Origin of the sequence: Undibacterium sp. SXout7W (assembly GCF_049339385.1) — a bacterium.
Classification (GTDB): domain Bacteria; phylum Pseudomonadota; class Gammaproteobacteria; order Burkholderiales; family Burkholderiaceae_D; genus Undibacterium.
Genome location: NZ_JBMPPF010000013.1, coordinates 67,408 through 88,888, shown reverse-complemented (window position 1 = coordinate 88,888; position 21,481 = coordinate 67,408). Strand labels below are relative to the sequence as shown.

The following is a 21,481-nucleotide window of genomic DNA, read 5'->3' as shown; positions in this document are numbered from 1 at the left end:
CTGCTTATTTTTGAACCAGATATTCTGGAGATGCCATCGTCAAAAAAATACTGAGATAAACGCGATTTTTTTTCGCCGCGTCTGCATTCGCTGCACTATTGCCAGGGATGCTGATGGAATTCACCGCACTCATTATCTGGCTGCGCAAGTTTGTCGACATCTGATTTGCCATTAATAGTAAATTAATCTGATCAATCAGTTTATCCGGTGTCGCTGCCAAGGCAATCAGATTGGTGTAGTCAGCTTTAATGTCGCGTGCAGAGCCGGTGCCATTGGGGATGATGTCGCGCATAAAGTTGAGATAGCCAACAACGGACGTTTCTCCGGTAATCTGCATTTCAGGAGAAACCAATCCTGCGTTGGCAATACTGGTATTTGGTGGAACATAGCCCGGCCTGTAAAAATTGAATACAGTGGGAGAGCGCATTTGGGTTTGTCCCAACGCTGTCAATGGGTCATCGGTGCTGGTCATCAGAAAGCGACCAGATGTCGATTGCACATTAAATGCACGCATCCAGTTGGCCAGACGAATCACTGGCTCCCGTAATTTGCCGCTACCGGCAGATTGAATAGTGTTGTCACTTCTTGCCTCACTATCCATCAGAATGGCCGTGACAACAGCTTTCATATCTCCTCGAACACCTTGTCCATTATTGATAAATGCTGCGGCAACACGCGACACATATTGTGGGCTGGGGTTGCTTGTGACTAGCCGTTGGATTAGCTGTTTGCTGATAAATGGAGCCACGTTGGGATGGTTAAACAGAGTATCCAGAGCTATTTTTAAATCAGCCTCTGGATTAGAAGATGACTGTGCTGGTATTGTTTTTCCCAGAAAAGTTTTTTCTGAGGTGGAGTGATATTTAGGATAGCTCTGCATCGGAGTCCAGTCCCGGTTGGCATCGGGATTGCCGCCGAAAAATCGTGTGTCGCTCTTATCTGGACCAGCCCAGCTCCATCCCGTGAATACTTTGGCCAGACCGGCAATATCCGCGCTGGAGTATGTTTCCACTGGTTTTCCATTGTTGAGAACATAGCTGCCATCCTGATTCAGCTGATAAAGGCCAATGGAGAATAATTGCATGACCTCACGCGCATAATTTTCATCGGGAACTTGTGTTGCTGATTCTTTCTGATTACGTAATGAAGTCAGGTAAATTCCCATCATCGGATGAAGAGTGACTGCCTCCAGCAAGTTACGATAGTTGCCAAAGGCGTTTGTTTCGAGCACATCATAGTAAGAGGCGACTCCTCTGGGGTAATTATTAACGGTGCTGTCCTGGAAAGAAATCACGAATATCTGTGAAAGCGCAAATGCAAGCCGTTGCCGTAACTGATCGTCGCCATTGATGGCTTGTTGCCAGAACGACTCAAAGAAATGATTTTGATTCAGGTCTTTGAGCCCATTCAAAAAAGTGGTTGAAATCGTGTCCATGTAAGTGCGATGGAGTTTTTGGCTTTTCGCAAATTGCGCATCCAGCCATGGCTTATAGCCTGATGCCGCTAACGTTGTTATATCCGCGCTGTTTGCGCCGAAGGTTGCCTGTGCCAACATTCTGGATGCTTGCGTTGATGTGACGGCATCAGTCGTAACGGGTGAAAAACCGACCAGTGACAAAATCAGAATATTGGCAACGCCGTTATCGGCTGGGGTGACGGCGGCTAGTAACGCTTTGGCCTTATTGGTAGCGTCTTCTGGTGATACATAATTCAAACCTTGTTGTATCGCGAAGTTAGTAGATACCAGCACCTTGTTTGATAAAAGTGACGCAACATCAGTATAGGCAGGATTGCTGGCATATCCATGTGCAGCAGCAATCATCTGAATGACAAATTGCCCCTTTGAGAGCGCGTTAGTATCCAGCGCATTGGACCAATAATCGAGTCCTCCCTTATCCGGAACGGGTCTATTTAGTACATTGTTATAGATAAGGCTGACAAAGTCAGCGGTGCTCATTTTCTCTGGATAGCCGTTTTGCGCCCCAGAATTGATAGCAGATAGGTAAAAGGATTGGCTTATGTCACTCAGTTTTGTGCCATTCGCCAATTGCGTCATCCAGTAACTGAGTCCATTTGCATCTGGCACCCGGTTGAAATAAGCAATATACAACTCGACCAAGGAGTTGATGTCTATTGCAGACATCCTTGCTGCCTGATTCGCAATCAAGAGATTGACCGACACATCTTGAAATGTCAGTGACTCGGTTCCGGGGGGAAGTGTTGTTGTGCCATCGTTGCCAGACTGATCGATGACAGTAATACCGTCGCTGTTTCGGGAAATGGTGTAATTGGAGCGAGGTCCAGAGAATTTTGCGCTGTTTCCGGAGATGCTTGGTGCTGGCGAGAAAAAATGCTGTATGTCCGAAATCAATGTATTTCCAGCATTGCTGGAATTGCCGGATCCACCGCACGAGACCAATGCCAGAAGTGACATCAGAGTAAGTATGCGTTTGGCGTAGCTTCGTAAAGATTGTGACGTCATACTTTCCTCTGATTGCTGCAATAAATTTCTTTTTGGAAATTAATATTAGTTCATTTCTGCCAGAGTTTGGTGAACAAATGCAGATAAAATCAGCCTTGATTGTGTTGGAACATCAACAAATTCAAAGCCATGCCGAAACTCAAGCCCATTTTCAGTTGGTGCGACTGAGCGCAATATAATTTTTAAAGTCAGAAATTCATCATTGCCAGCCGCATTGACCTTGAATTTAATAATGCCAGTATCGCCTTTTTCACCAAGTGGTTTCTTGATCAATCCCGACGCCCCACCCATGCTGATATCACCAATTGTTGCGGCGCCTGTTTGTTCAGGATTGCCAATGGTGACAGCGGCAATAATTTTGACCACTGCACGCGAGCCTTGCCGTATTGTAGTTGAGCGTACTTGTCGTGGATAAGATAAATGCAGGTAGGGGTAGGGACTGTAAACGTACTTAAGCGCCGATGCTGTGAAGGCATACGCTTTTTTGCCAGGAAATGCTCGAATGATAAAAGTTTGGCCTTCGCGTATCAGCGCTGCTTTTCCGTCTACTACTGGTGCTGTGACAAAGACTGATTTATTTTTGACGAAGCCGATCAGTTTGACCGTGTATCGAGCGGCAGTCTGGTCATGTACTTGCAGGTAAAGTATTTCGCCCACATTCCAGCGGACGCTATCAAGTTCGATAATTGCTTCTTTGTTGACTTCACTGACGGTTGATTTGCTAGCGGGAGCAGAGGGCTGAGCAACCGGAGTCTGTTGCTCAGGAGTTAAAAATTTTGAAGGTATGCTGTCCCATAAACTGTTGGCATCGCAATAACCATTTTCCATTAACTGCTCAAAAAATTTCTGATCTTCTATGAGAATGCCTGCTTCATACAATTGCTGGCCAAATTGGTCATAGACAGGCCACGGTAAAATCTGACCTTTTGTAATTCCTGCATGTTTGAATGGCATTAACCCTGACACATCGCCCATGAAATTTCCATTATCTGAATATTGTTTGTAATCGATTGTATCTCGAAACAACTTTCACATCGCTGACAAGCATTCTGTCCATAATAAAAATATATTGAAAGTAGCGTAACAAGTTGTTTTTATGATGTTAATGTTATGGCATCGTCAGTTTTGTTTTGAATTATTAAATTTTGTTAGTTCGTCTTTTTATTGCCCAAAAGCAAAATACAGTCAATTTGATTCACGCTATGATGTCGCTTCATTCAGAGAGCAAAACTATGGCAGAGAATAATTCTCACGTTGAGTTAACCGACGAAACGGCGCCTTACACCGTTTTGATCGTTGATGATACCCCGCAAAACCTGACCATTCTGGGTGAACTCCTCAGACCTGTTTATCATGTCCGGGCAGCCAATTCCGGAGAGCGCGCATTACGTGCCGCGCATACCGAGCCCAAACCCGACCTTATTCTGCTGGACGTGATGATGCCTGTCATGGACGGCTACGAAGTCTTGCGACAATTACGTCAAGACTCCGTCACGCACAATATTCCAGTGATATTCATTACGGCGATGACGGGTTCTGATAATGAGGAGCATGGGCTTGAAGTGGGGGCGGTTGATTACATCACTAAACCGTTTGTGCCGTCGATTGTGCTGGCCAGGGTCAGGACTCAGCTGGAACTTAAGCATGCACGTGACCGCCTTGCCGCAGAAAACGATTGGCTGGAACGCGAGGTTGCTCGCCGCATGCGTGAAAACTTGCTGATACAGGATTTGAGTGTACGGGCATTGGCTTGTCTCGCGGAGGCGAGAGACAACGAGACTGGTCATCATATTGTGAGGACTCAGGCCTACGTTGAGCTTTTGGTGCATAAATTGGCGCAGCATGAGCGCTTTTGTGATGCTTTAAGTGGCAATCGTTCGGGAATGGTCATTAAAGCGGCTCCGTTACATGATATTGGTAAGGTAGGTATTCCAGACGCCATATTGTTAAAGCCAGGTCGCCTTACTCCTGAGGAGTTTGAGATCATGAAAACACATGCTGAAATCGGCTCACACGCCATCAAAAAGGCGATGGCAGATGCAATGGCAGCGGCAGATAGCGTGACGGCAAATCAGGCGCAAGGGGCATTTGCATTTTTAGAAGTGGCAAATGAAATCGCATTGGGCCACCACGAAAAATGGGATGGTTCGGGTTATCCAGCGGGTCTCGCTGGCGATGCCATTCCTGCCGCTGCGCGCTTAATGGCACTGGCAGACGTATTTGATGCGCTGACATGTCGACGTGTATACAAGTCATCAATGCCAATTGAAAAAGCAACTGCGATTATCGTTGAGGGTAAAGGCTCACATTTTGATCCTGATGTGGTGGACGCATTCTTATCTTGTCTTGATGAGTTTTCTGATATTGCGATTCGTTTTGCTGATCCAGTGAGTCTGGGTGAGTAAATCATGTTGATGAGAATTTTAGTAGGTTTGCTAATGTGCATCTCCACCAGTTTTGTGACTGTTTATGCACAAGGTAGCGCCAGTTCCGAAGCGTCATCTTCTGTTTCTGCTCATGTTTTTAATGAGGTTGCGGCAAGTAGAGAACTTATATCCAGGTTAAAACGCGGTGGTTTCGTTTTGTATTTGAGGCACGGTACAACCGATAACACCCGCCCTGATCGTTTCCCCAATGTTGATCTGAATGATTGTTCAACTCAACGGCCGTTGAATGACGAAGGGCGCAAGCAGGCTATCAAAATTGGAGAGAGCCTTCGTAAAGCACGTATTCCACTAGGTGAAATTCGGATTAGCCCCCTATGCAGGGTGAAAGATACGGCGGCGGCAGCGTTACCGGGCATAACCTACGTCGTCGATGAAAAATTGATGTACACGGCAAATCTGACTACCGAGCAGAAAAACCCCATTTTGAATAACACGCGGTTTTTGTTAAGTCAGCCAGTGAATGAGCACCAGAATAGATTATTGATTGCACACGCGCCCAACCTGATGGACTTAATGGGATATTTTCCCAAAGAAGGAACCTTAGTGATATTTTTACCAAAAGGTGACGCAGGTTTTGAATATGTAGCCAGTATTTTGCCCACACAATGGAATGATTTGCTGCGGTTCAATGAATAATGAAACGACTAAACGCCAGAATTTCACCGTATTTACTGATTTTTTTTCTTCCCGTTGCGTTGGTCGCAGTGGTGACGGGGGCGTTAAATTTTATTTCCTATAGCAAATTACGACAAGATCATTTAGCTGTTAGCTCCGCGCAAAACACTGATTTACAAACGGTACGTCTGGTAGCTGAATTTAATCAGGAAGCTACGGCAGTTCAACTACTGGTAGGCGATACTCTCAATAAGGCCACAAGCGGCCAATTGTCCGAAGCAGAAGTCTACTTACTTCATTCACAAGTCGTTGAGCGAATGACGCGGCTTGAGAAAAGACTGCCAGTGCTATCCAATGCCGAAAGCCCTGAGGATTTTAAAGATACCTACAGGGATTTCTCGGAATATCAGCGTTTTATCATACAGGCGACAGATTTGGCGGCAATTAATCCGCCAGGTGCATTGCAAAGCGCCTATGAAGCCGCGACTCGTTACCTCTCCTTTTCCGAACATACACGCCACATAGTGAAGGCGATTACCGACAAAGCTGCACAGCGCAATGAAGAGCGTGAGCAGACCTTTGAGCGACATGCGGTTCAAAATATATTGTTAGGAATGGGGCTGATCCTTGTTTTAATTTCTCTCTGGATCGTAGTGATAAAGATCCTGACCAAGCGACTTCTCGCGTTAACATCAACATTAGATGATTTGACTAAAGGTGAACTGAATCCTGCTACGTTATCTGTGGTTGAGGCGGCAGCACATGATTCTCGCAGCATTTTGCGAGGACTCGCATTTTCTGTAGTTCGTTTCAGAGAAACGATTCTGGCGCACTTGGGCGCTCAAACAGAGTTAAATGCCAGAATGGGGCAATTATCATGCCTTTTTGATATTCTTAATATTGTCAGTCATGATGATCTTGAGATTGAGCGGATGTATGATTCGGTCGCAGCACGTCTGTTGGTGGCAATGCGTGAACCTGAATTGCTTCTTTGTTCAATGGTGCCAAAAACCGATACAGATAACCCTTGTGGTGCTGGTATTGCCCAGGGAATGAGAGAAGAATTTGTGGGCATAGATGGCGAAGCTATGTATATCTGCGTTTGCCATCGCATGACAGATAATGATCGCGCCGCAGCACCTCATATCTTCACAGATGAAGAACATGCGTTACTGAAAGCTGTTGCAACACAGATGAGCACTGCGATCGAGCGCAGAAGAGTCGTCTTGCGAGAGCGTGATCGCAAAGCGTTGCTCGATGCCGTGATTACAGAGGCTCCTGATGCGATCGATCTGATTGATATGGAAACCTTGCGTTTTATCGCGGTCAATGATGCCAGCTGCCGGACTTTGGGTTACAGCCGCGAAGAAATGCTGACAATGTCTTTACCGCAGACGCAGATTCATCGCGATATGGCGCACATGGTTGCGGTGACACATGATATTCAAACGAATGGTAGTGCCAAGTTTGAAAACCAGCTGAAAAAGAAAAATGGTGACGTGATTGATGTACGTGTCAGTGTTCGCGTCATTCGCCAGAAAAACCGCGACTATCTGGTGGGAGTATGGCGTGACATCACTACAGAAAAAAAGACGGCATCCGATATCCGTAAATTATCCTTGGCGATTGAGCAGAGCCCTAATTCCGTATTGATTACTGATCTGGAATGCAAGATTGAATATGTCAATGACGCTTTCACTAAAAACACCGGCTATGAACGAGAGCAAGCGATAGGTCAGACGCCGCGTATGTTGAAGTCGGGTAAAACTCCTGAATCAACCTATCAGCAAATGTGGGCAACCTTAGTTCAGGGGCATGTCTGGAAGGGGGAGTTCATCAATCGCAATCGGCATGGCAATGAAATTATTGAGGCAGCCATTATTGTTCCTCTACGGCAGTCGGATGGCGAAATTACCCATTACGTCGCTATTAAAGAAGATGTCACATTAAGAAAACAACAGGAAGCACAGTTACGTAAATTATTTCTGGCTGCGGAGCAGAGTCCAACCAGCATTGTTATTACTAACTTGGATGCGCAGATCGAATACGTCAATGAAGCTTTTGTTCGTACTACCGGGTATAGCCGTGATGAGGCACTGCATAAAAATCCACGATTATTAAAATCTGGACAAACACCGCAAAAAAATTATGACGAGATGTGGGCAAGCTTATCGCAGGGGCATTCCTGGAGCGGCGAGTTAATTAATCGTCGTAAAGATGGCAGTGAATATATTGAATTTGCCAACATTGCCCCGATAAGGCAAGAGGATGGCGTCATCACACACTATCTCGCTATCAAAGAGGATGTGACTGAAAAAAAGACGATGAGTGTTGAGCTTGAGCGCTACAGGCAACATCTGGAACAATTGGTGGAAAGTCGCACTACTGAACTGAATATTGCCGTTCAGGAGCAAAATGCGTTGTTTGACTCTGCTACCGCTGGCATTGTTTTACTGAAAAACCGTACCATCATTCGTGCAAATCATCAGATGGATGAGATGTTTGGATATGCGTTTGGTGAACAGATTGGTCGGTTGACCCGCATCTGGTTTGCAGATGACGCCACCTTTGTTGATATAGGTAAGCAAGTTTATTCTCGTTTGGGGCGCGGAGAAATAGATAGCAGAGAGCAGGCTCTTATTCGCAAAGATGGAACACAGTTCTGGGCGCGCATGTCTTGCCGCTCCGTTGATTCATCTGATCTCAACAAGGGAGTTGTTGTTATCGTTGAAGATATTACTTATGAACGTCAAGCGGCGGAAGCGCTGAGATTGGCAAACGATGAACAGCAGGCGATTTTTAATACTGCAAACTCAGGCATTGCTCTCATTTCTGATCGGATCATTCTTCGTGCTAACCGTCGCCTTCATGAAATGCTGGAGTGGTCATTCGGTAGCTTGATTGGTCAGACGACCGATGTCTTGTATGTCGATGAGGTGGCGCGAGATGTAGATATTGGTGGGGCATACGAGCAAATTTGGCGTGGAGAAGTACATCGGCGCGATCAGGCGCTGGTGCGTCGAGACGGCACTCAGTTCTGGGCACGTTTGACTGGTACTGCGGTGGATGTTCATGATCACGCAAAAGGTACCGTGTGGGTTATTGATGACATTACTGCCGAGCGTGCTGCAATCGAACAAATACGTCATGCCAAGGCATTGGCTGAAACCGCGGTCAGAACAAAGTCAGACTTTTTGGCGAACATGAGTCATGAAATTCGCACGCCGATGAATGCAATCATTGGTATGTCGCATCTGGTCATGAAAACGGAATTGTCTGCTCGGCAAATGGATTATGTGAGAAAGATACAATCGTCCAGTCAGCATTTGCTTGGCATTATTAATGACATTCTCGATTTATCCAAAATTGAGGCGGGTAAAATGGTGGTGGAGCACATCAATTTTGAACTGGATGCCGTTCTTGATAATGTGTCTTCTCTGATTGCAGAAAAGGCTGCAGCGAAAGGTCTTGAATTTATTATCGACATTGATGACGACGTGCCGCGTAGCCTGATCGGTGATCCATTGCGGGTGGGACAGATATTAATTAACTACTTCAATAATGCTATTAAATTTACTGAAGCTGGCGAGGTCGCTGTAAGGATATCCGTTCTGGAAAATACGGAGCAACAGGTATTACTCAATTTTTCTGTCAAAGACTCAGGTATTGGCATTGATGAGGAGCAGCTCAGTCGTTTATTCAAGAGTTTTGAACAGGCAGATACATCCACGACGCGTAAATATGGTGGGACTGGCCTTGGGCTCGCCATTTCAAAACAGCTTGCAGAAATGATGGGCGGCACGGTAGGTGTACAAAGCGAGGTGGGCAAAGGTTCTGTATTTTGGTTTTCTGCAAGGCTTGATCGTGGAGTTGAAAAGACCAGGCTCTTGTTGCCATCACCTGATCTGCGTGACCGCCGGGTATTGGTCATTGATGATAACGAATATGCGCGGGATGTCATCTGTGATTTATTGCGCAGTATGACTTTTGTCGTTTCAGCCGTATCCAGTGGTGCCGAGGGTGTTGCCGAAATTCTGCGAGCAGTTGAGGAAAATAACCCGTATGAAGTGGTGTTCCTGGATTGGCAGATGCCAGATATGGATGGCATTGCAACGGCAAAAGAAATTCGTCGTCATCTATCCGACAAAGCACCACATCTGATCATGATCACTGCTTATGGCCGTGATGATGTCATGCGGACTGCTGGCGATGTCGGTATTGAGGGGGTGTTGATTAAGCCGGTTACTTCATCCTTGTTGTTTGAGACAGTGATGCGGATGATGAACGGCGTGTTGCCCGATTTTCCTGTGGGGACTCAATCCTCCGAACTCAATATCAGCTTCAACGAAATCGCTGGTGCACGGATATTACTGGTTGAAGATAATGAACTGAATCAGGAAGTGGCGACAGCGTTGCTGACAGAGGTGGGGCTCAAAGTTGACGTCGCGGGGAATGGCTTGATTGCGATTGATATGCTGAACCGACATGGTGATTCACACTATTACGATATGGTGTTGATGGATATGCAGATGCCCGTGATGGATGGCATCACTGCAACTCAGGAAATCCGTAAGTTGACGCAATTTGTGCATTTGCCGATTGTCGCGATGACGGCGAATGCGATGTCTGGCGATCGTGAACGGTGCTTGCAAGCGGGAATGAATGACCATATTGCAAAACCAATTGATCCCGATAATCTCTGGGCCAAATTGCGTTTGTGGGTACGTTACCATCAAGCGCAGCGAGCGCATGCAGCTGAAGTACTGGCTGCAAATCCAGATCAGTTGACCCTGGATAGCAGTATTCAGATACCAGGTCTTGATACTGCCACTGGGTTGCGTCTTGCTATGGGTAGAAAAGAATTATTTCACTCATTATTGAAGAAATTTGCTCATGGTCAGGAAGGGTTTGTTCCACAAATGAAGGATGCTCTTGCTGTATTCGATTATGTAACGGCAGAACGTCTGGCGCATACGCTGAAGGGAGTGTCCGCACAGATCGGTGCTGCTGAAATCCGTGCTCAGGCAGAGAAATTGGAGTCGGCAGCAAGGAATCGGATAGCTTTGCCAGAGATCGATGACTTACTCACGGAGATCAGCCTTCCTCTAAAGGCATTGAATGATGCTATTGACGAGCACTTTCCGCAAGTACAGGAAATTGTATCCACCTCACCAATCATATTGTCTGAGATTGATGCAGATGCGCTGATTACTGTTTGCCGTCAGCTAGCGCATCAGCTAGAAACAGATGATTTTGCAAGCGGTGATACGTTGATAAAGAATGAGACGCTGTTGCGCTCCGCCATGGGAGGGCAATACGCAAAAATGGCAAGTCTGATTGAAGATTATGATTTTGATGGCGCTCAGGCATTGTTAAAGACATTTGCTGAGCAACAGCATCTGAATTTGAATGAGCAGATGTAGGCCGACGTAGGTCGAAGTAGACGGTATAAATTAGATTTTGTGTCGAACTTTAGATTCAATCGGCTGAAAAATGATAAAAAATGCCGCCATCTTATAAGGATCGCGGCATTTCCAGTATCAATGATCAAAGAATGCCAAATACTAATGTGCGATAAGGTTTACTTTGCTTGTTCCGCAGAGAGCTTCACACAGTCAACGAAATAGCCGCGTTTCCCGTCGACTTCTGCTTTCACCAGACCATGACAGTCTGTTTCAAATCCAGGGAAACGTTCATTAAAGTCGCGTACAAATTTCAGATAATCGACAATGGTGCGATTGAACCGTTCACCAGGAATCAGCAAGGGAATGCCTGGTGGATATGGTGTCAATAAGATAGCCGTTACACGACCTTCCAGTTCATCAATCGACACACGTTCAATTTCACGATGCGCCATCATTGCAAATGCATCAGAAGGTTTCATCGCAGGTTGCATGTCAGACAGATACATCTCAGTTGTCAGTCGCGCTACGTCATGTCCTTTGTAGGCTTCATGAATTCCCTGACACAAATCTCGCAATCCTACACCTTCGTAGCGTGGATTCGCCGCAGCAAATTCTGGCAAAATGCGCCACATTGGATGGTTTTTATCATAATCATCTTTAAACTGCTGCAAAGCAGTCAGTAGTGTGTTCCAGCGGCCTTTAGTGATGCCGATGGTAAACATGATGAAGAAAGAGTAAAGGCCGCATTTTTCGACGATCACACCATGTTCTGCAAGGTATTTAGTCACGATGGATGCTGGAATGCCGGTTTCTCCAAACTGTCCTTCCAGTGATAAGCCGGGAGTGACGATTGTTGCTTTAATTGGATCAAGCATATTGAAGCCAGATGCGAGATTGCCAAAGCCGTGCCAATCGTCTTCTGCACGAATAATCCAGTCTTCACGTGACCCTATGCCATCAGCAGCGAATTCTTCTGGTCCCCAGACCTGAAACCACCAGTCTTTGCCCCATTCCTGATCAACTTTGCGCATGGCACGGCGGAAATCCAGTGCTTCCAGAATAGATTCTTCTACTAACGCCGTCCCCCCTGGGGCTTCCATCATTGCAGCGGCAACGTCGCAAGACGCAATGATAGAGTATTGTGGAGACGTTGAAGTATGCATCAGATAGGCTTCATTGAAACTATCTTTATCCAGTTTGCGGGATTCTGATTCGCGCACCAGAATCTGAGATGCCTGAGAAATCCCTGCCAGCAATTTATGTGTCGATTGCGTTGAGAAAATCATGGATTGCTTGGCGCGCGGGCGATCTTTGCCTATCGCATGCATGTCTTTGTAGAAGTCATGGAAAGTGGCGTGAGGCAGCCACGCTTCGTCGAAGTGCAGGGTGTCGATTTCGCCGTCCAGCATATTTTTCAGCACTTCGACGTTGTACAGCACGCCGTCGTAAGTCGATTGAGTGATGGTCAGAATGCGTGGTTTTTTATTTTTAGCTTCGCGTGCAAAGGGATTTGCCTCGATTTTCCGACGTATGCTTTCCATGCTGAATTCTTCCAGCGGAATCGGGCCGATAATGCCAAGGTGATTGCGGGTTGGCATCAGGAAAACCGGAATCGCGCCGCACATAATAATCGAATGCAAAATCGATTTATGGCAGTTGCGATCAACGACCACGATGTCGCCGGGCGCAACAGTGGAATGCCATACCATCTTGTTCGAGGTCGACGTGCCGTTGGTGACGAAATAGCAATGATCGGCATTGAAAATGCGTGCAGCATTGCGCTCGGATGCAGCGACCGGGCCCGTATGATCGAGCAACTGACCGAGTTCTTCCACCGCGTTACACACGTCGGCACGCAGCATGTTTTCGCCGAAAAACTGATGGAACATCTGGCCGATAGGCGATTTCAGGAAAGCCACGCCGCCTGAGTGGCCGGGGCAATGCCAGGAATAAGAGCCATCATTGGCGTAGTGTACAAGTGCGCGGAAGAACGGAGGAGCCAGGCTATCAAGGTAGGACTTGGCTTCACGAATAATATGGCGTGCGACAAACTCCGGAGTGTCTTCAAACATATGGATGAAGCCATGCAGTTCGCGCAGGATGTCATTTGGGATATGGCGTGAGGTGCGTGTTTCGCCATACAGATAAATCGGAATGTCTGCATTCTTATAGCGAATTTCTTCGACAAAGGCACGCAGAGACTTTAATGCGTAATCAGTTTCTTCGTCGGTGCCATCACCAAATTCTTCATCGTCGATCGACAGGATAAAAGCGGAGGCGCGGGATTGTTGCTGCGCGAATTGAGATAAGTCACCATAGCTGGTAACACCCAAAACTTCCATACCTTCTTTTTCCATAGCATCAGCAAGTGCTCGAATGCCAAGGCCGGAAGTATTTTCGGAACGGAAATCTTCGTCAATGATGACGATGGGAAAGCGGAATTTCATGGATGTCTCCAAAAAAGCGTAAAACAAGGGAGACGCCTGGGCAAGTTTGGTAACCGCTTGCGCGCCGAAAAATTCAAAAATCGAATTCTCTCAGATATGTGGGTGATAATGTGAAAAAATACGCCTAAATTGATGATGAATGTAGAGATTTCATGCACTTGTCACATATCTGTTCCGGTGTGATGTCGATGACAATTCAGATGTGATTAAAAGTCTATTGTCTATGTAGATCTTGGCACGTCAGAATTGAATGACGATGGTTGTGCTTATGTTGTATGTAAAAACACAAAGAGCACGACATGCGTGCTCTTAGCAGAAGGTATTCCAGCGATATCAAGATTAATTTACATCAGAAGCGATAGTTTGCTGACGAAAAAACGGTGACGGGATTTTTCTGGAAAACGAATGGGCTCTTACCAGCGTCACCAGTCAGTCGTGTCATTGATGCACCTGTGGTGAGCGACCAGTTAGTATCCACATTCCAGTGCCAGCTAGCGCCAATTTTGACATCACTGATGCCTGATGATGGTGCGAACTGACTATAGCCACTTGCTACCGACTGGCTGGCATTGACGCCGTAGTACGACTGTACGTAAGACGTATTGCTCCAATTGGCTCCCAAAATTGCTGACAGACGATGCTGGCTATTTAATGCCGTGGTGACGATACCTCCAAATCCAATGCGCAAACCATTGTGATCAACTCCTGATCCATATCTGACTGAGGATACTAATGAGTAGTTCTGGTTGATGGAGTAATTAAAAAAAGCACCAGGCTCCAGTGTTGTATTGACGTCGCCCAAGCCATTCAGTTTGGATGAGCGGGATTCATCTCTGGCCGCTTCAAGCGACATCCTTAATCCGTATTGTATGCTGGGATTTTTTGAGAAATTGTAGCCTAGCCCATTAAATGCACTGAAGAAAGCACCGTTTTTCCATTGTGCATCAAATAGCGGATAGACTGCTGCACGTCGCTCATCCGAACCCGAGTATTTGGGCAACGATAAGGCAACCGCTCCAATCGAGAAGTTGACATCTTTTGGTAAATATTGTGCTGGCACCAGATGAACAAAGTCTGATGTCTGCGCTTGTGCCATACCAGCGGCTGCTACAAAGAAGATGGTAAGTATTTTTTTCATATTAATTCCGTGGATTAAATATGGAACCATGCTAATCCTGCCAACGCTACACCAATACCAGCCACTCCGTAAGAAGCAAATTGTAACCATTTTTTCTTCGTCAACAATGTAATGGCAGCAAGAGAAATCGCAATTTGCACGCCTGTCATTGCTTGCGCCCAGCGGTGATGCTGATGAAGAGATGCCTCTGATTCATGCTCCCATTTCACTGCTTCTGCTTCCAGCTCTTCTGCTTTTTTCTTGATTTCTTCTTTTTCAGATTTGTAGCGACTGACTTCGGATTTATATTTTTCAATATCCACACCCGGCAATACCATGGCTAATTCCGCCAGATTTTGTTTGTTAGATTTTGATTGATAAAAGTTCCACTGGTTGGATGCTTCAGTTTTTTTGATCGCAGCATTATTTTTGAACATGGCTGCATCGTTTTGTGTTGCGCCGCCCTCATACCCAAACAAAGCGCCAACCGTCGCCATAATTGCAGTCATGACTGCAATTTTGCTGGCAAAATCGTCATTGCCATGAGCGGCATGCTCCAGTTCGTGATCATGTGGGCCGTGTACGTGAAAGCCGTCTCCAGACATTAATTGCTCCTCAAATTTTTGTATGTAACAAATGCATAATGCAAATTTTTTGTTTCTGAAAAATGCGTTTCCCTACTGGTTTCCTGCCATCGAGCAGGGTCAATGAGGGGAAAAAACGCATCGCACGAAAATGTCTGATCTACTTCAGTCACAATCAGTTGATCTGCCAAAGGTAAAGTTTGCGCATAAATTTCTGCGCCACCAATAATGAAAGCCTGATCGCTCCCAAGTGATTTCAGCGCATCATCAATCGATGTAAATGTATCAACGCCATCGTGCTTCCACTCTGAATTACGGGTGATGACGATATTGCGACGCTGAGGAAGCGCTCGGCCAATCGAGTCAAAAGTTTTTCGCCCCATGATGATCGTATGACCGCTGGTTGTTCGTTTGAAGTGTGCGAGGTCTTCCGGCAGATGCCAGGGAAGGGTATTGTTTATACCAATACCGCGCTCACGATCCGTGGCAACGATAATCGTTAAAAATGACATGGCAATGACTCTGATAAATCAAACAGCAACGGGTGCTTTGATGTGGGGGTGGAATTGATAGTTGATCACTTCAAAATCTTCATATTTGTAATCAAAAATTGATTCTGGTTTGCCGTGAATCACTAGCTCAGGTAATGGATAGCTTGCTCTTGATAATTGTTCCGCTACCTGATCCATATGATTGCTATACAAGTGGCAATCTCCACCAGTCCAGATAAATTCACCGACTTGCAATCCTGTTTGTTGGGCAACCATGTGCGTTAACATTGCATAGGATGCAATGTTAAATGGTACGCCGAGAAAAATATCGGCGCTGCGCTGATAAAGTTGGCATGATAACTTACCATCTGCTACATAAAACTGAAACATGGCATGGCAGGGCGGCAGTTTCATTTGCGGGATGTCTGCGACGTTCCATGCTGATACGATCAGGCGGCGCGAGTCCGGATTGTTTTTTATTTGTTCGATCAGTTGTTTGATCTGATCAATATGTCCACCATCTGGCGTTGGCCAACTACGCCATTGTGAACCATAGACAGGACCAAGGTTGCCATCGGCATCGGCCCACTCGTCCCAGATAGAGACGCCATGGTCTTTCAGGTATTTGATATTGGTGGAGCCAGCCAGAAACCAGATTAATTCATGGACGATGGATTTCAGGTGGATTTTTTTTGTGGTTACCAACGGAAATCCCTGATTCAGGTCAAAGCGCATCTGGTAGCCGAATACAGAAACCGTGCCGGTGCCGGTGCGGTCAGTTTTGCGTGTACCATGTTCTTGGACATGGCGCATAAAGTCGAGGTATTGGCGCATGATGATGTTGAGTGGAGCTGAAGTCTAACCCTCTAGTATAACCGACACGCGTGACTTACTAAAGCCTAAACGATTCTTATCTCTTAATGTGCGGTGGTCTGTGCCAATCTGCCGTTGTGACTGATTGTAGTGGCGATTCTGTAGTGCGTTGAGCTTAACTATTATTTAACAGAGGATCGCTAGCCTCCGGATCCCCGGGGGCAACCAATGGCAACTTGATTTCAAAACACGTACCTTGCCCCACGGTGCTTGATGGATGAATCGTTCCTCCAAGTACGTTAGTCACGATATTGAAGGTAATACTCAGTCCAAGGCCGCTGCCACCCTGACCAAATTTAGTAGTAAAGAATGGTTCAAAGATCCGATTGATGATTTCCGGAGGAATACCTTTACCATTGTCTTTAAAGTGGATTAATACATACTCACCAGCAAGCTCTGCGGAGCAACACATGTGACCTTCGCTCATGCCATCTAATCCGTGCGCAACGGCATTATTCACCAAGTTGGTAAAGACCTGACCCAAGAGCCCAGGATAGCTATCAAGCTGAATGTTATCGGGAATATCAAGTTCTAGCGTGTAAGGTGTTTTTTTCAGGCTGGAATGAAGCAGGGCAGAGAGTTCTTGAAGTACAACCAATAATCCAAAACGGCGACGTTGTGCGCTGGACTGATCAACGGCTACTTGCTTAAAGTCGCCAACCAGATGTGCTGATTGCTGTAGTCCTCGCATGAGTAATTTCGTCGAGTCGAGCGCTGTTGATGCATAGCGACTGAGGTCTGAACGACGTATCTGCCCATCCTCGACCATTTTCATCAGTTGCTTCGTTTCATCTTCTAAAGTGCTGGCAACTAGCAGGCAATTCCCCAGCGGTGTATTGAGTTCGTGCGCGACGCCAGCCACCATCGAACCTAATGCTGCCATGCGTTCGACTCTTGCCAATTCTGTTTGCGCAGAATTGACGTTATGCAGGGCGGCTTCCAGATTATGATTAACGGTTTCCAACTCTTGAGTGCGTTGTCTGACCTTGGATTCAAGCGTGCCTGAATATTCCAGCAGTTGCTGATTTTTAATTTCAAGCTCGCCGAATGAGTGCTTCAGCGCTTGGCGAGTTGCTTCGAGACTATTTGCCAGGTGTCCTAATTCATCTTCGCGGTTGAGCGCAATAGGATCATTCAGCTCACCGTTAGCCAGTCGATCTGACTCATCCATCAACATGCGTACTGGCTGTACAAGGCGCCACTGCAATACCATCAGGATAAAAATAATTGCCAGAATGAGTGACAATACAGCTGTCATTACATAACGACGAAAATCGGAAGCGAGATTTTCCTGTAATAAGTCTTCCGCCAGAGTGAGCCGGACTTCGCCAATGATCTGTCCGCCATGCTTGATTTCACGAGCCATTGTAGTGAATGGCCCTTTCTGCATTTTGAGACGAATGTCATTTTTAATAAATTCTTTGTGATCGGGAAGGGTGATGACTTCTATCGTGGCTACGCGCGGGTCGGAATACACCACTTCGCTGGAAATGTTGGCGATTTCAGGCGTGATTTGCCATAAGGGCTCACTCAGAATGACAGAGAGAATTTCAACCAGGCGGTTATGGTCTTCTGTATTTTTGACGCGGGCAGCAGTCTCTATGCTGCGTAAGTGATACGGAATAAGAATGGCAGACGGTACAGTTAAACCAAATACGACGGCGAGAATAATCGCAAGTCTCAGCGTAATTCGACTGCGAATAGCAGATAAGAAGTATCTAAACCGCATTGCAAGATCCTTGTGCATCACTTGTCAGTCAACGTGCCAAGGTCAAGTGGTGTTACCCCCGGCTCAAACAATCATCATGGTCAGACGTGGATATAGATGACAGCCAATCATCCGTATAAAAGGCGAGATAAGCCAGTACCCCTAAAATACTAAAAGGTTTTTGGTATTTCAGCAAGAAATGAATCTGCAGTAATAGTTATTTCTGTGCAACATGTGTGTTGCCAGCTAAGGAAGAGAATCGATATTTTATTTTGTCTCTTCTATCCACGCCATTTGTATCGCCTCAAGAATTTTTTCACCGCCACGAGAGTGATCATCATCAAATTCTTCGAGGTCTACAATCCAGTTGTGTAAATCAGTAAAACGGACAGAAATTGGATCCACATCAGGATATTTGTCGTACAGGGCTTCCGCAATGCGGTGTGTGTCGGTCCATTTCATTTTCTGTCCTTACGAAATTAATGATGCTCGCGTGCGTGATTGATGGTGTATTTTGGAATTTCGATCGTAATATCTTGTTTGCCCAGTTTTACCTGACAGGATAAACGTGATGTGGATTCCAGCCCCCAGGCTGCATCCAGCAGATCTTCTTCTTCTTCTGTTGACTCATTGAGTGAACCGAAACCTTCACGGATGACTACGTGACAGGTAGTGCAGGCGCAGGACATCTCACAAGCGTGTTCGATTTCAACATCGCTTTCCACCAGTGCTTCGCAGAGGGATTTTCCTTCCTCTGCATCAATGACAGTGCCTTCCGGGCAAAGCTGAGGATGTGGCAAAACAATAATTTGTGGCATGGTAATCTCTGTTCTTGAAAATGGTTTAGGCGATGTCGTCCAATTTTTTTCCAGCCAGCGCGCTGCGTACACTTTGATCCATGCGACGCGCAGCAAATTCTTCCGTGCCTTGAGCTAGCGCTGTGATGGCATGATGCAATGCCTGATGGTCAGATTGTGTCGAAAGAGTCGTAACGCTTGCCATTAATTGTTGGATGTCAGAAAACTCCTGATCACTGATCAAGTGACGATCTGCCTGCAGTGCCGATTGTGTTGCGAGCAAGATTCTTTCTGCTTCCACCTGTTCTTCGCGCAATGCTCTTTGTTGCATATCTGCATCTGCGGAACTGAAGGAGTCCTGCAGCATACGTGTAATGTCGTCATCTGCAAGACCATACGAAGGTTTTACCGTGATGGCTGCTTCAACTCCTGAGCGCAGCTCGCGGGCTGATACTGACAATAAACCATCGGCATCAACCTGGTAGGTAATACGTATGCGTGCTGCACCGGCGGCCATCGGCGGAATGCCACGTAATTCAAAGCGGGCGAGTGAACGACAGTCGCTGACAAGTTCGCGTTCACCCTGAACAACATGAATTGCCATTGCAGTCTGACCGTCTTTGAATGTGGTGAACTCTTGTGCTCTTGCGCAAGGAATAGTCGAGTTGCGGGGAATGACTTTTTCAGCAAGTCCTCCCATTGTTTCTACCCCAAGAGAAAGCGGTATCACATCCAGTAATAACCAGTCATCACCCGGCGCGCGATTTCCAGCAAGTAGGTTGGCTTGAATTGCTGCACCGAGCGCCACCACTTTATCCGGGTCGATGTTTGCCAGAGGTGTGGTCTGGAAAAAATCTCCGACTGCTTTACGTACATGCGGCATACGTGTTGCACCACCGACCAGTACTACGCCATCAATGTCATCTGAAGATAGGTCGGCATCCCGTAAAGCTTTGCGGCATGGAGTGATGGTCTTGACGACAAGATTTTGTGTTATTTCCGCAAACTGTGTAGCTGTAACCTGGAGGTGAACGCTTTCACCTGAGCTCAGTTTGGCATCTATATAAGTGCTGGGTTTGCTGGAGAGTATTTCTTTGGCTTCTCTGGCTTTTACCATCAATACGCTGGTATCCTCATCCGACAAGGGCGCGAGTTTGGACTCTTGTAAAATCCAGCAGAATAAACGATGATCGAAATCGTCGCCGCCGAGTGCAGAGTCACCACCGGTCGACAACACCTCAAATACCCCTTTGCTCATTTTCAATATGGATATATCAAAGGTTCCTCCACCCAGATCATATACAGCATACGTGCCTTCAGAGGCGTTATCCAGCCCATAAGCAATTGCTGCGGCAGTTGGTTCATTCAATAAACGCAGCACATTCAGGCCAGCAAGTTTGGCAGCATCTTTGGTGGCTTGTCGCTGTGCATCGTCAAAGTAAGCAGGAACTGTGATGACCGCGCCAACCAGATCGTCACCAAGCGCATCTTCAGCCTGTTGGCGAAGGGTCGCTAAAATTTGTGCTGAGACTTCAACCGGACTTTTAATGCCTGCGATAGTCTTGAGTTGAACCATGCCGGGTTCGTCGTGAAAATCATAGGGTAGATTTTCAGCATAGGCGATGTCTTTCAGGCCACGCCCCATGAAGCGCTTGACTGATGCGATGGTGTTTTTGGGGTCGTTGCTTTGTTCTGCCTGCGCTTTGAAGCCAATGTGCGCATGACCATTAGGCAGATAGCGCACGACAGACGGCAATAAAGGTCGACCTTCTTCGTCATTTAATACTTCTGGAATGCTATTGCGTACAGTGGCGACCAGAGAGTTGGTGGTGCCAAGATCAATACCTACTGCCAGTCTGTGCTGGTGAGGGGCGGTGGACATGCCAGGTTCTGAAATCTGCAGTAATGCCATGGTGTGATATGTGGTGGATGGAAAACCATCAACAAATTATGCGCAAATGACTGCGCCTGGTTATTCGGACTTACTCTTCCAATGCAACAATATCAGCGATGAATTTTTCTAAAAACATGCAGGTGCGGATTTGTTGTGCTGCAGAAGCATAATCATGCGCATCGAGTGTTGTGCTGATTTGCTGCAATTGTGTTTTTAAGGCGCTATGCAGTTCTTTTTCAAGCGACATTAACGCCGAAATATTATTGTCATGACGTGCATCCTCGAATGCCTCACGCCACTCCATTTGCTGCATTAAGAAAGCTGCCGGCATGCTGGTGTTTGATTCGGTTTGCAAATCCACACCCTGTAATTCACACAGATAGCGAGCACGTTTCAGAGGTTTTTTAAGTGTCTGATACGCTTCATTGGCACGCGTTGCCCATTGCATGGCAACGCGTTTTTCGCTCTCGCTTGCTTGGACGAATTTGTCTGGATGAACTTTGCTCTGTACTTCCCGATAGGCAGAATCCAGCTGAGCCATATCCAGCGTAAACTGTTGCGGTAGCTGGAATAGCTCAAAATGATTTTGCATCTGCTGGTTCCTGGCGGTTTCTCTGGAAT

15 protein-coding genes are annotated in these 21,481 nt (G+C 46.4%); 3 read left to right on the top strand and 12 right to left on the bottom strand.

The features are described 5' to 3' along the window. Window positions 1-4: 4 nt before the first annotated feature. Both ACO0LB_RS13225 and ACO0LB_RS13220 read right to left on the bottom strand, forming a co-directional pair. The gene (locus ACO0LB_RS13225; protein WP_423049750.1) at window positions 5-2,482 is read right to left on the bottom strand and encodes a DUF1800 family protein; all 2,478 of its coding nucleotides are present in this window, start codon (window positions 2,480-2,482) and stop codon (window positions 5-7) included. 45 nt (window positions 2,483-2,527) lie between these two features. Then, the gene (locus tag ACO0LB_RS13220) at window positions 2,528-3,457 is read right to left on the bottom strand and encodes a flagellar brake protein (RefSeq protein ID WP_423049748.1); all 930 of its coding nucleotides are present in this window, start codon (window positions 3,455-3,457) and stop codon (window positions 2,528-2,530) included. A gap of 257 nt (window positions 3,458-3,714) precedes the next feature. On the opposite strand from ACO0LB_RS13220, the gene ACO0LB_RS13215 reads away from it, so the two are divergent. From ACO0LB_RS13215 to ACO0LB_RS13205, 3 genes are read left to right on the top strand one after another with little or no spacing between them, the layout of a single operon-like run. Further along, window positions 3,715-4,887 (top strand): response regulator, encoded by a 1,173-nt coding sequence (locus tag ACO0LB_RS13215; RefSeq protein ID WP_423049746.1) that lies wholly within the window; start codon window positions 3,715-3,717, stop codon window positions 4,885-4,887. Window positions 4,888-4,890: 3 nt separating this feature from the next. Then, window positions 4,891-5,565, top strand: coding sequence for a histidine phosphatase family protein (locus ACO0LB_RS13210; RefSeq protein WP_423049744.1), 675 nt, complete (start codon window positions 4,891-4,893; stop codon window positions 5,563-5,565). Further along, window positions 5,565-10,967, top strand: a complete 5,403-nt coding sequence (locus ACO0LB_RS13205; protein WP_423049742.1) for a PAS domain S-box protein — start codon at window positions 5,565-5,567, stop codon at window positions 10,965-10,967. Before ACO0LB_RS13210 ends, ACO0LB_RS13205 begins: the two co-directional genes overlap by 1 nt. A 158-nt stretch (window positions 10,968-11,125) precedes the next feature. Here ACO0LB_RS13205 and ACO0LB_RS13200 read toward each other — a convergent pair whose 3' ends face one another. From ACO0LB_RS13200 to hscB, 10 genes are all read right to left on the bottom strand, one after another. After that, entirely contained in the window at window positions 11,126-13,396 is a 2,271-nt protein-coding gene (locus ACO0LB_RS13200; RefSeq protein ID WP_423049740.1) for an Orn/Lys/Arg decarboxylase N-terminal domain-containing protein, read from the bottom strand. A 349-nt stretch (window positions 13,397-13,745) separates the two neighbouring features. Next, window positions 13,746-14,534 carry a MipA/OmpV family protein gene (locus ACO0LB_RS13195; RefSeq protein WP_423049738.1) on the bottom strand — a complete coding sequence of 263 codons (789 nt, stop codon included), beginning with the start codon at window positions 14,532-14,534 and terminating at the stop codon, window positions 13,746-13,748. Between the two features lie 14 nt (window positions 14,535-14,548). Continuing rightward, complete coding sequence (locus ACO0LB_RS13190) at window positions 14,549-15,118, bottom strand: DUF4337 domain-containing protein (RefSeq protein WP_423049737.1); 570 nt, start codon at window positions 15,116-15,118, stop codon at window positions 14,549-14,551. Beyond that, entirely contained in the window at window positions 15,118-15,609 is a 492-nt protein-coding gene (locus tag ACO0LB_RS13185; protein WP_423049735.1) for a dihydrofolate reductase, read from the bottom strand. Before ACO0LB_RS13185 ends, ACO0LB_RS13190 begins: the two co-directional genes overlap by 1 nt. Before the next feature lie 18 nt (window positions 15,610-15,627). Next, window positions 15,628-16,422 (bottom strand): thymidylate synthase, encoded by a 795-nt coding sequence (locus tag ACO0LB_RS13180; protein WP_423049733.1) that lies wholly within the window; start codon window positions 16,420-16,422, stop codon window positions 15,628-15,630. Window positions 16,423-16,576: 154 nt separating this feature from the next. Beyond that, a complete protein-coding gene (locus ACO0LB_RS13175) occupies window positions 16,577-18,190 on the bottom strand; it encodes an ATP-binding protein (protein WP_423049731.1) in 1,614 nt (537 codons plus the stop codon). Between the two features lie 246 nt (window positions 18,191-18,436). Continuing rightward, window positions 18,437-18,631: a Fe-S cluster assembly protein IscX gene (iscX, locus tag ACO0LB_RS13170; RefSeq protein WP_423049729.1), complete on the bottom strand. Its 195-nt coding sequence runs from the start codon at window positions 18,629-18,631 to the stop codon at window positions 18,437-18,439. Window positions 18,632-18,648: 17 nt separating this feature from the next. Continuing rightward, window positions 18,649-18,987: an ISC system 2Fe-2S type ferredoxin gene (gene fdx / locus ACO0LB_RS13165; protein ID WP_423049727.1), complete on the bottom strand. Its 339-nt coding sequence runs from the start codon at window positions 18,985-18,987 to the stop codon at window positions 18,649-18,651. Window positions 18,988-19,012: 25 nt separating this feature from the next. Then, window positions 19,013-20,878, bottom strand: a complete 1,866-nt coding sequence (hscA, locus tag ACO0LB_RS13160) for a Fe-S protein assembly chaperone HscA (RefSeq protein WP_423049725.1) — start codon at window positions 20,876-20,878, stop codon at window positions 19,013-19,015. A 70-nt stretch (window positions 20,879-20,948) separates the two neighbouring features. Continuing rightward, complete coding sequence (gene hscB, locus ACO0LB_RS13155; RefSeq protein ID WP_423049723.1) at window positions 20,949-21,452, bottom strand: Fe-S protein assembly co-chaperone HscB; 504 nt, start codon at window positions 21,450-21,452, stop codon at window positions 20,949-20,951. Window positions 21,453-21,481: the final 29 nt, after the last annotated feature.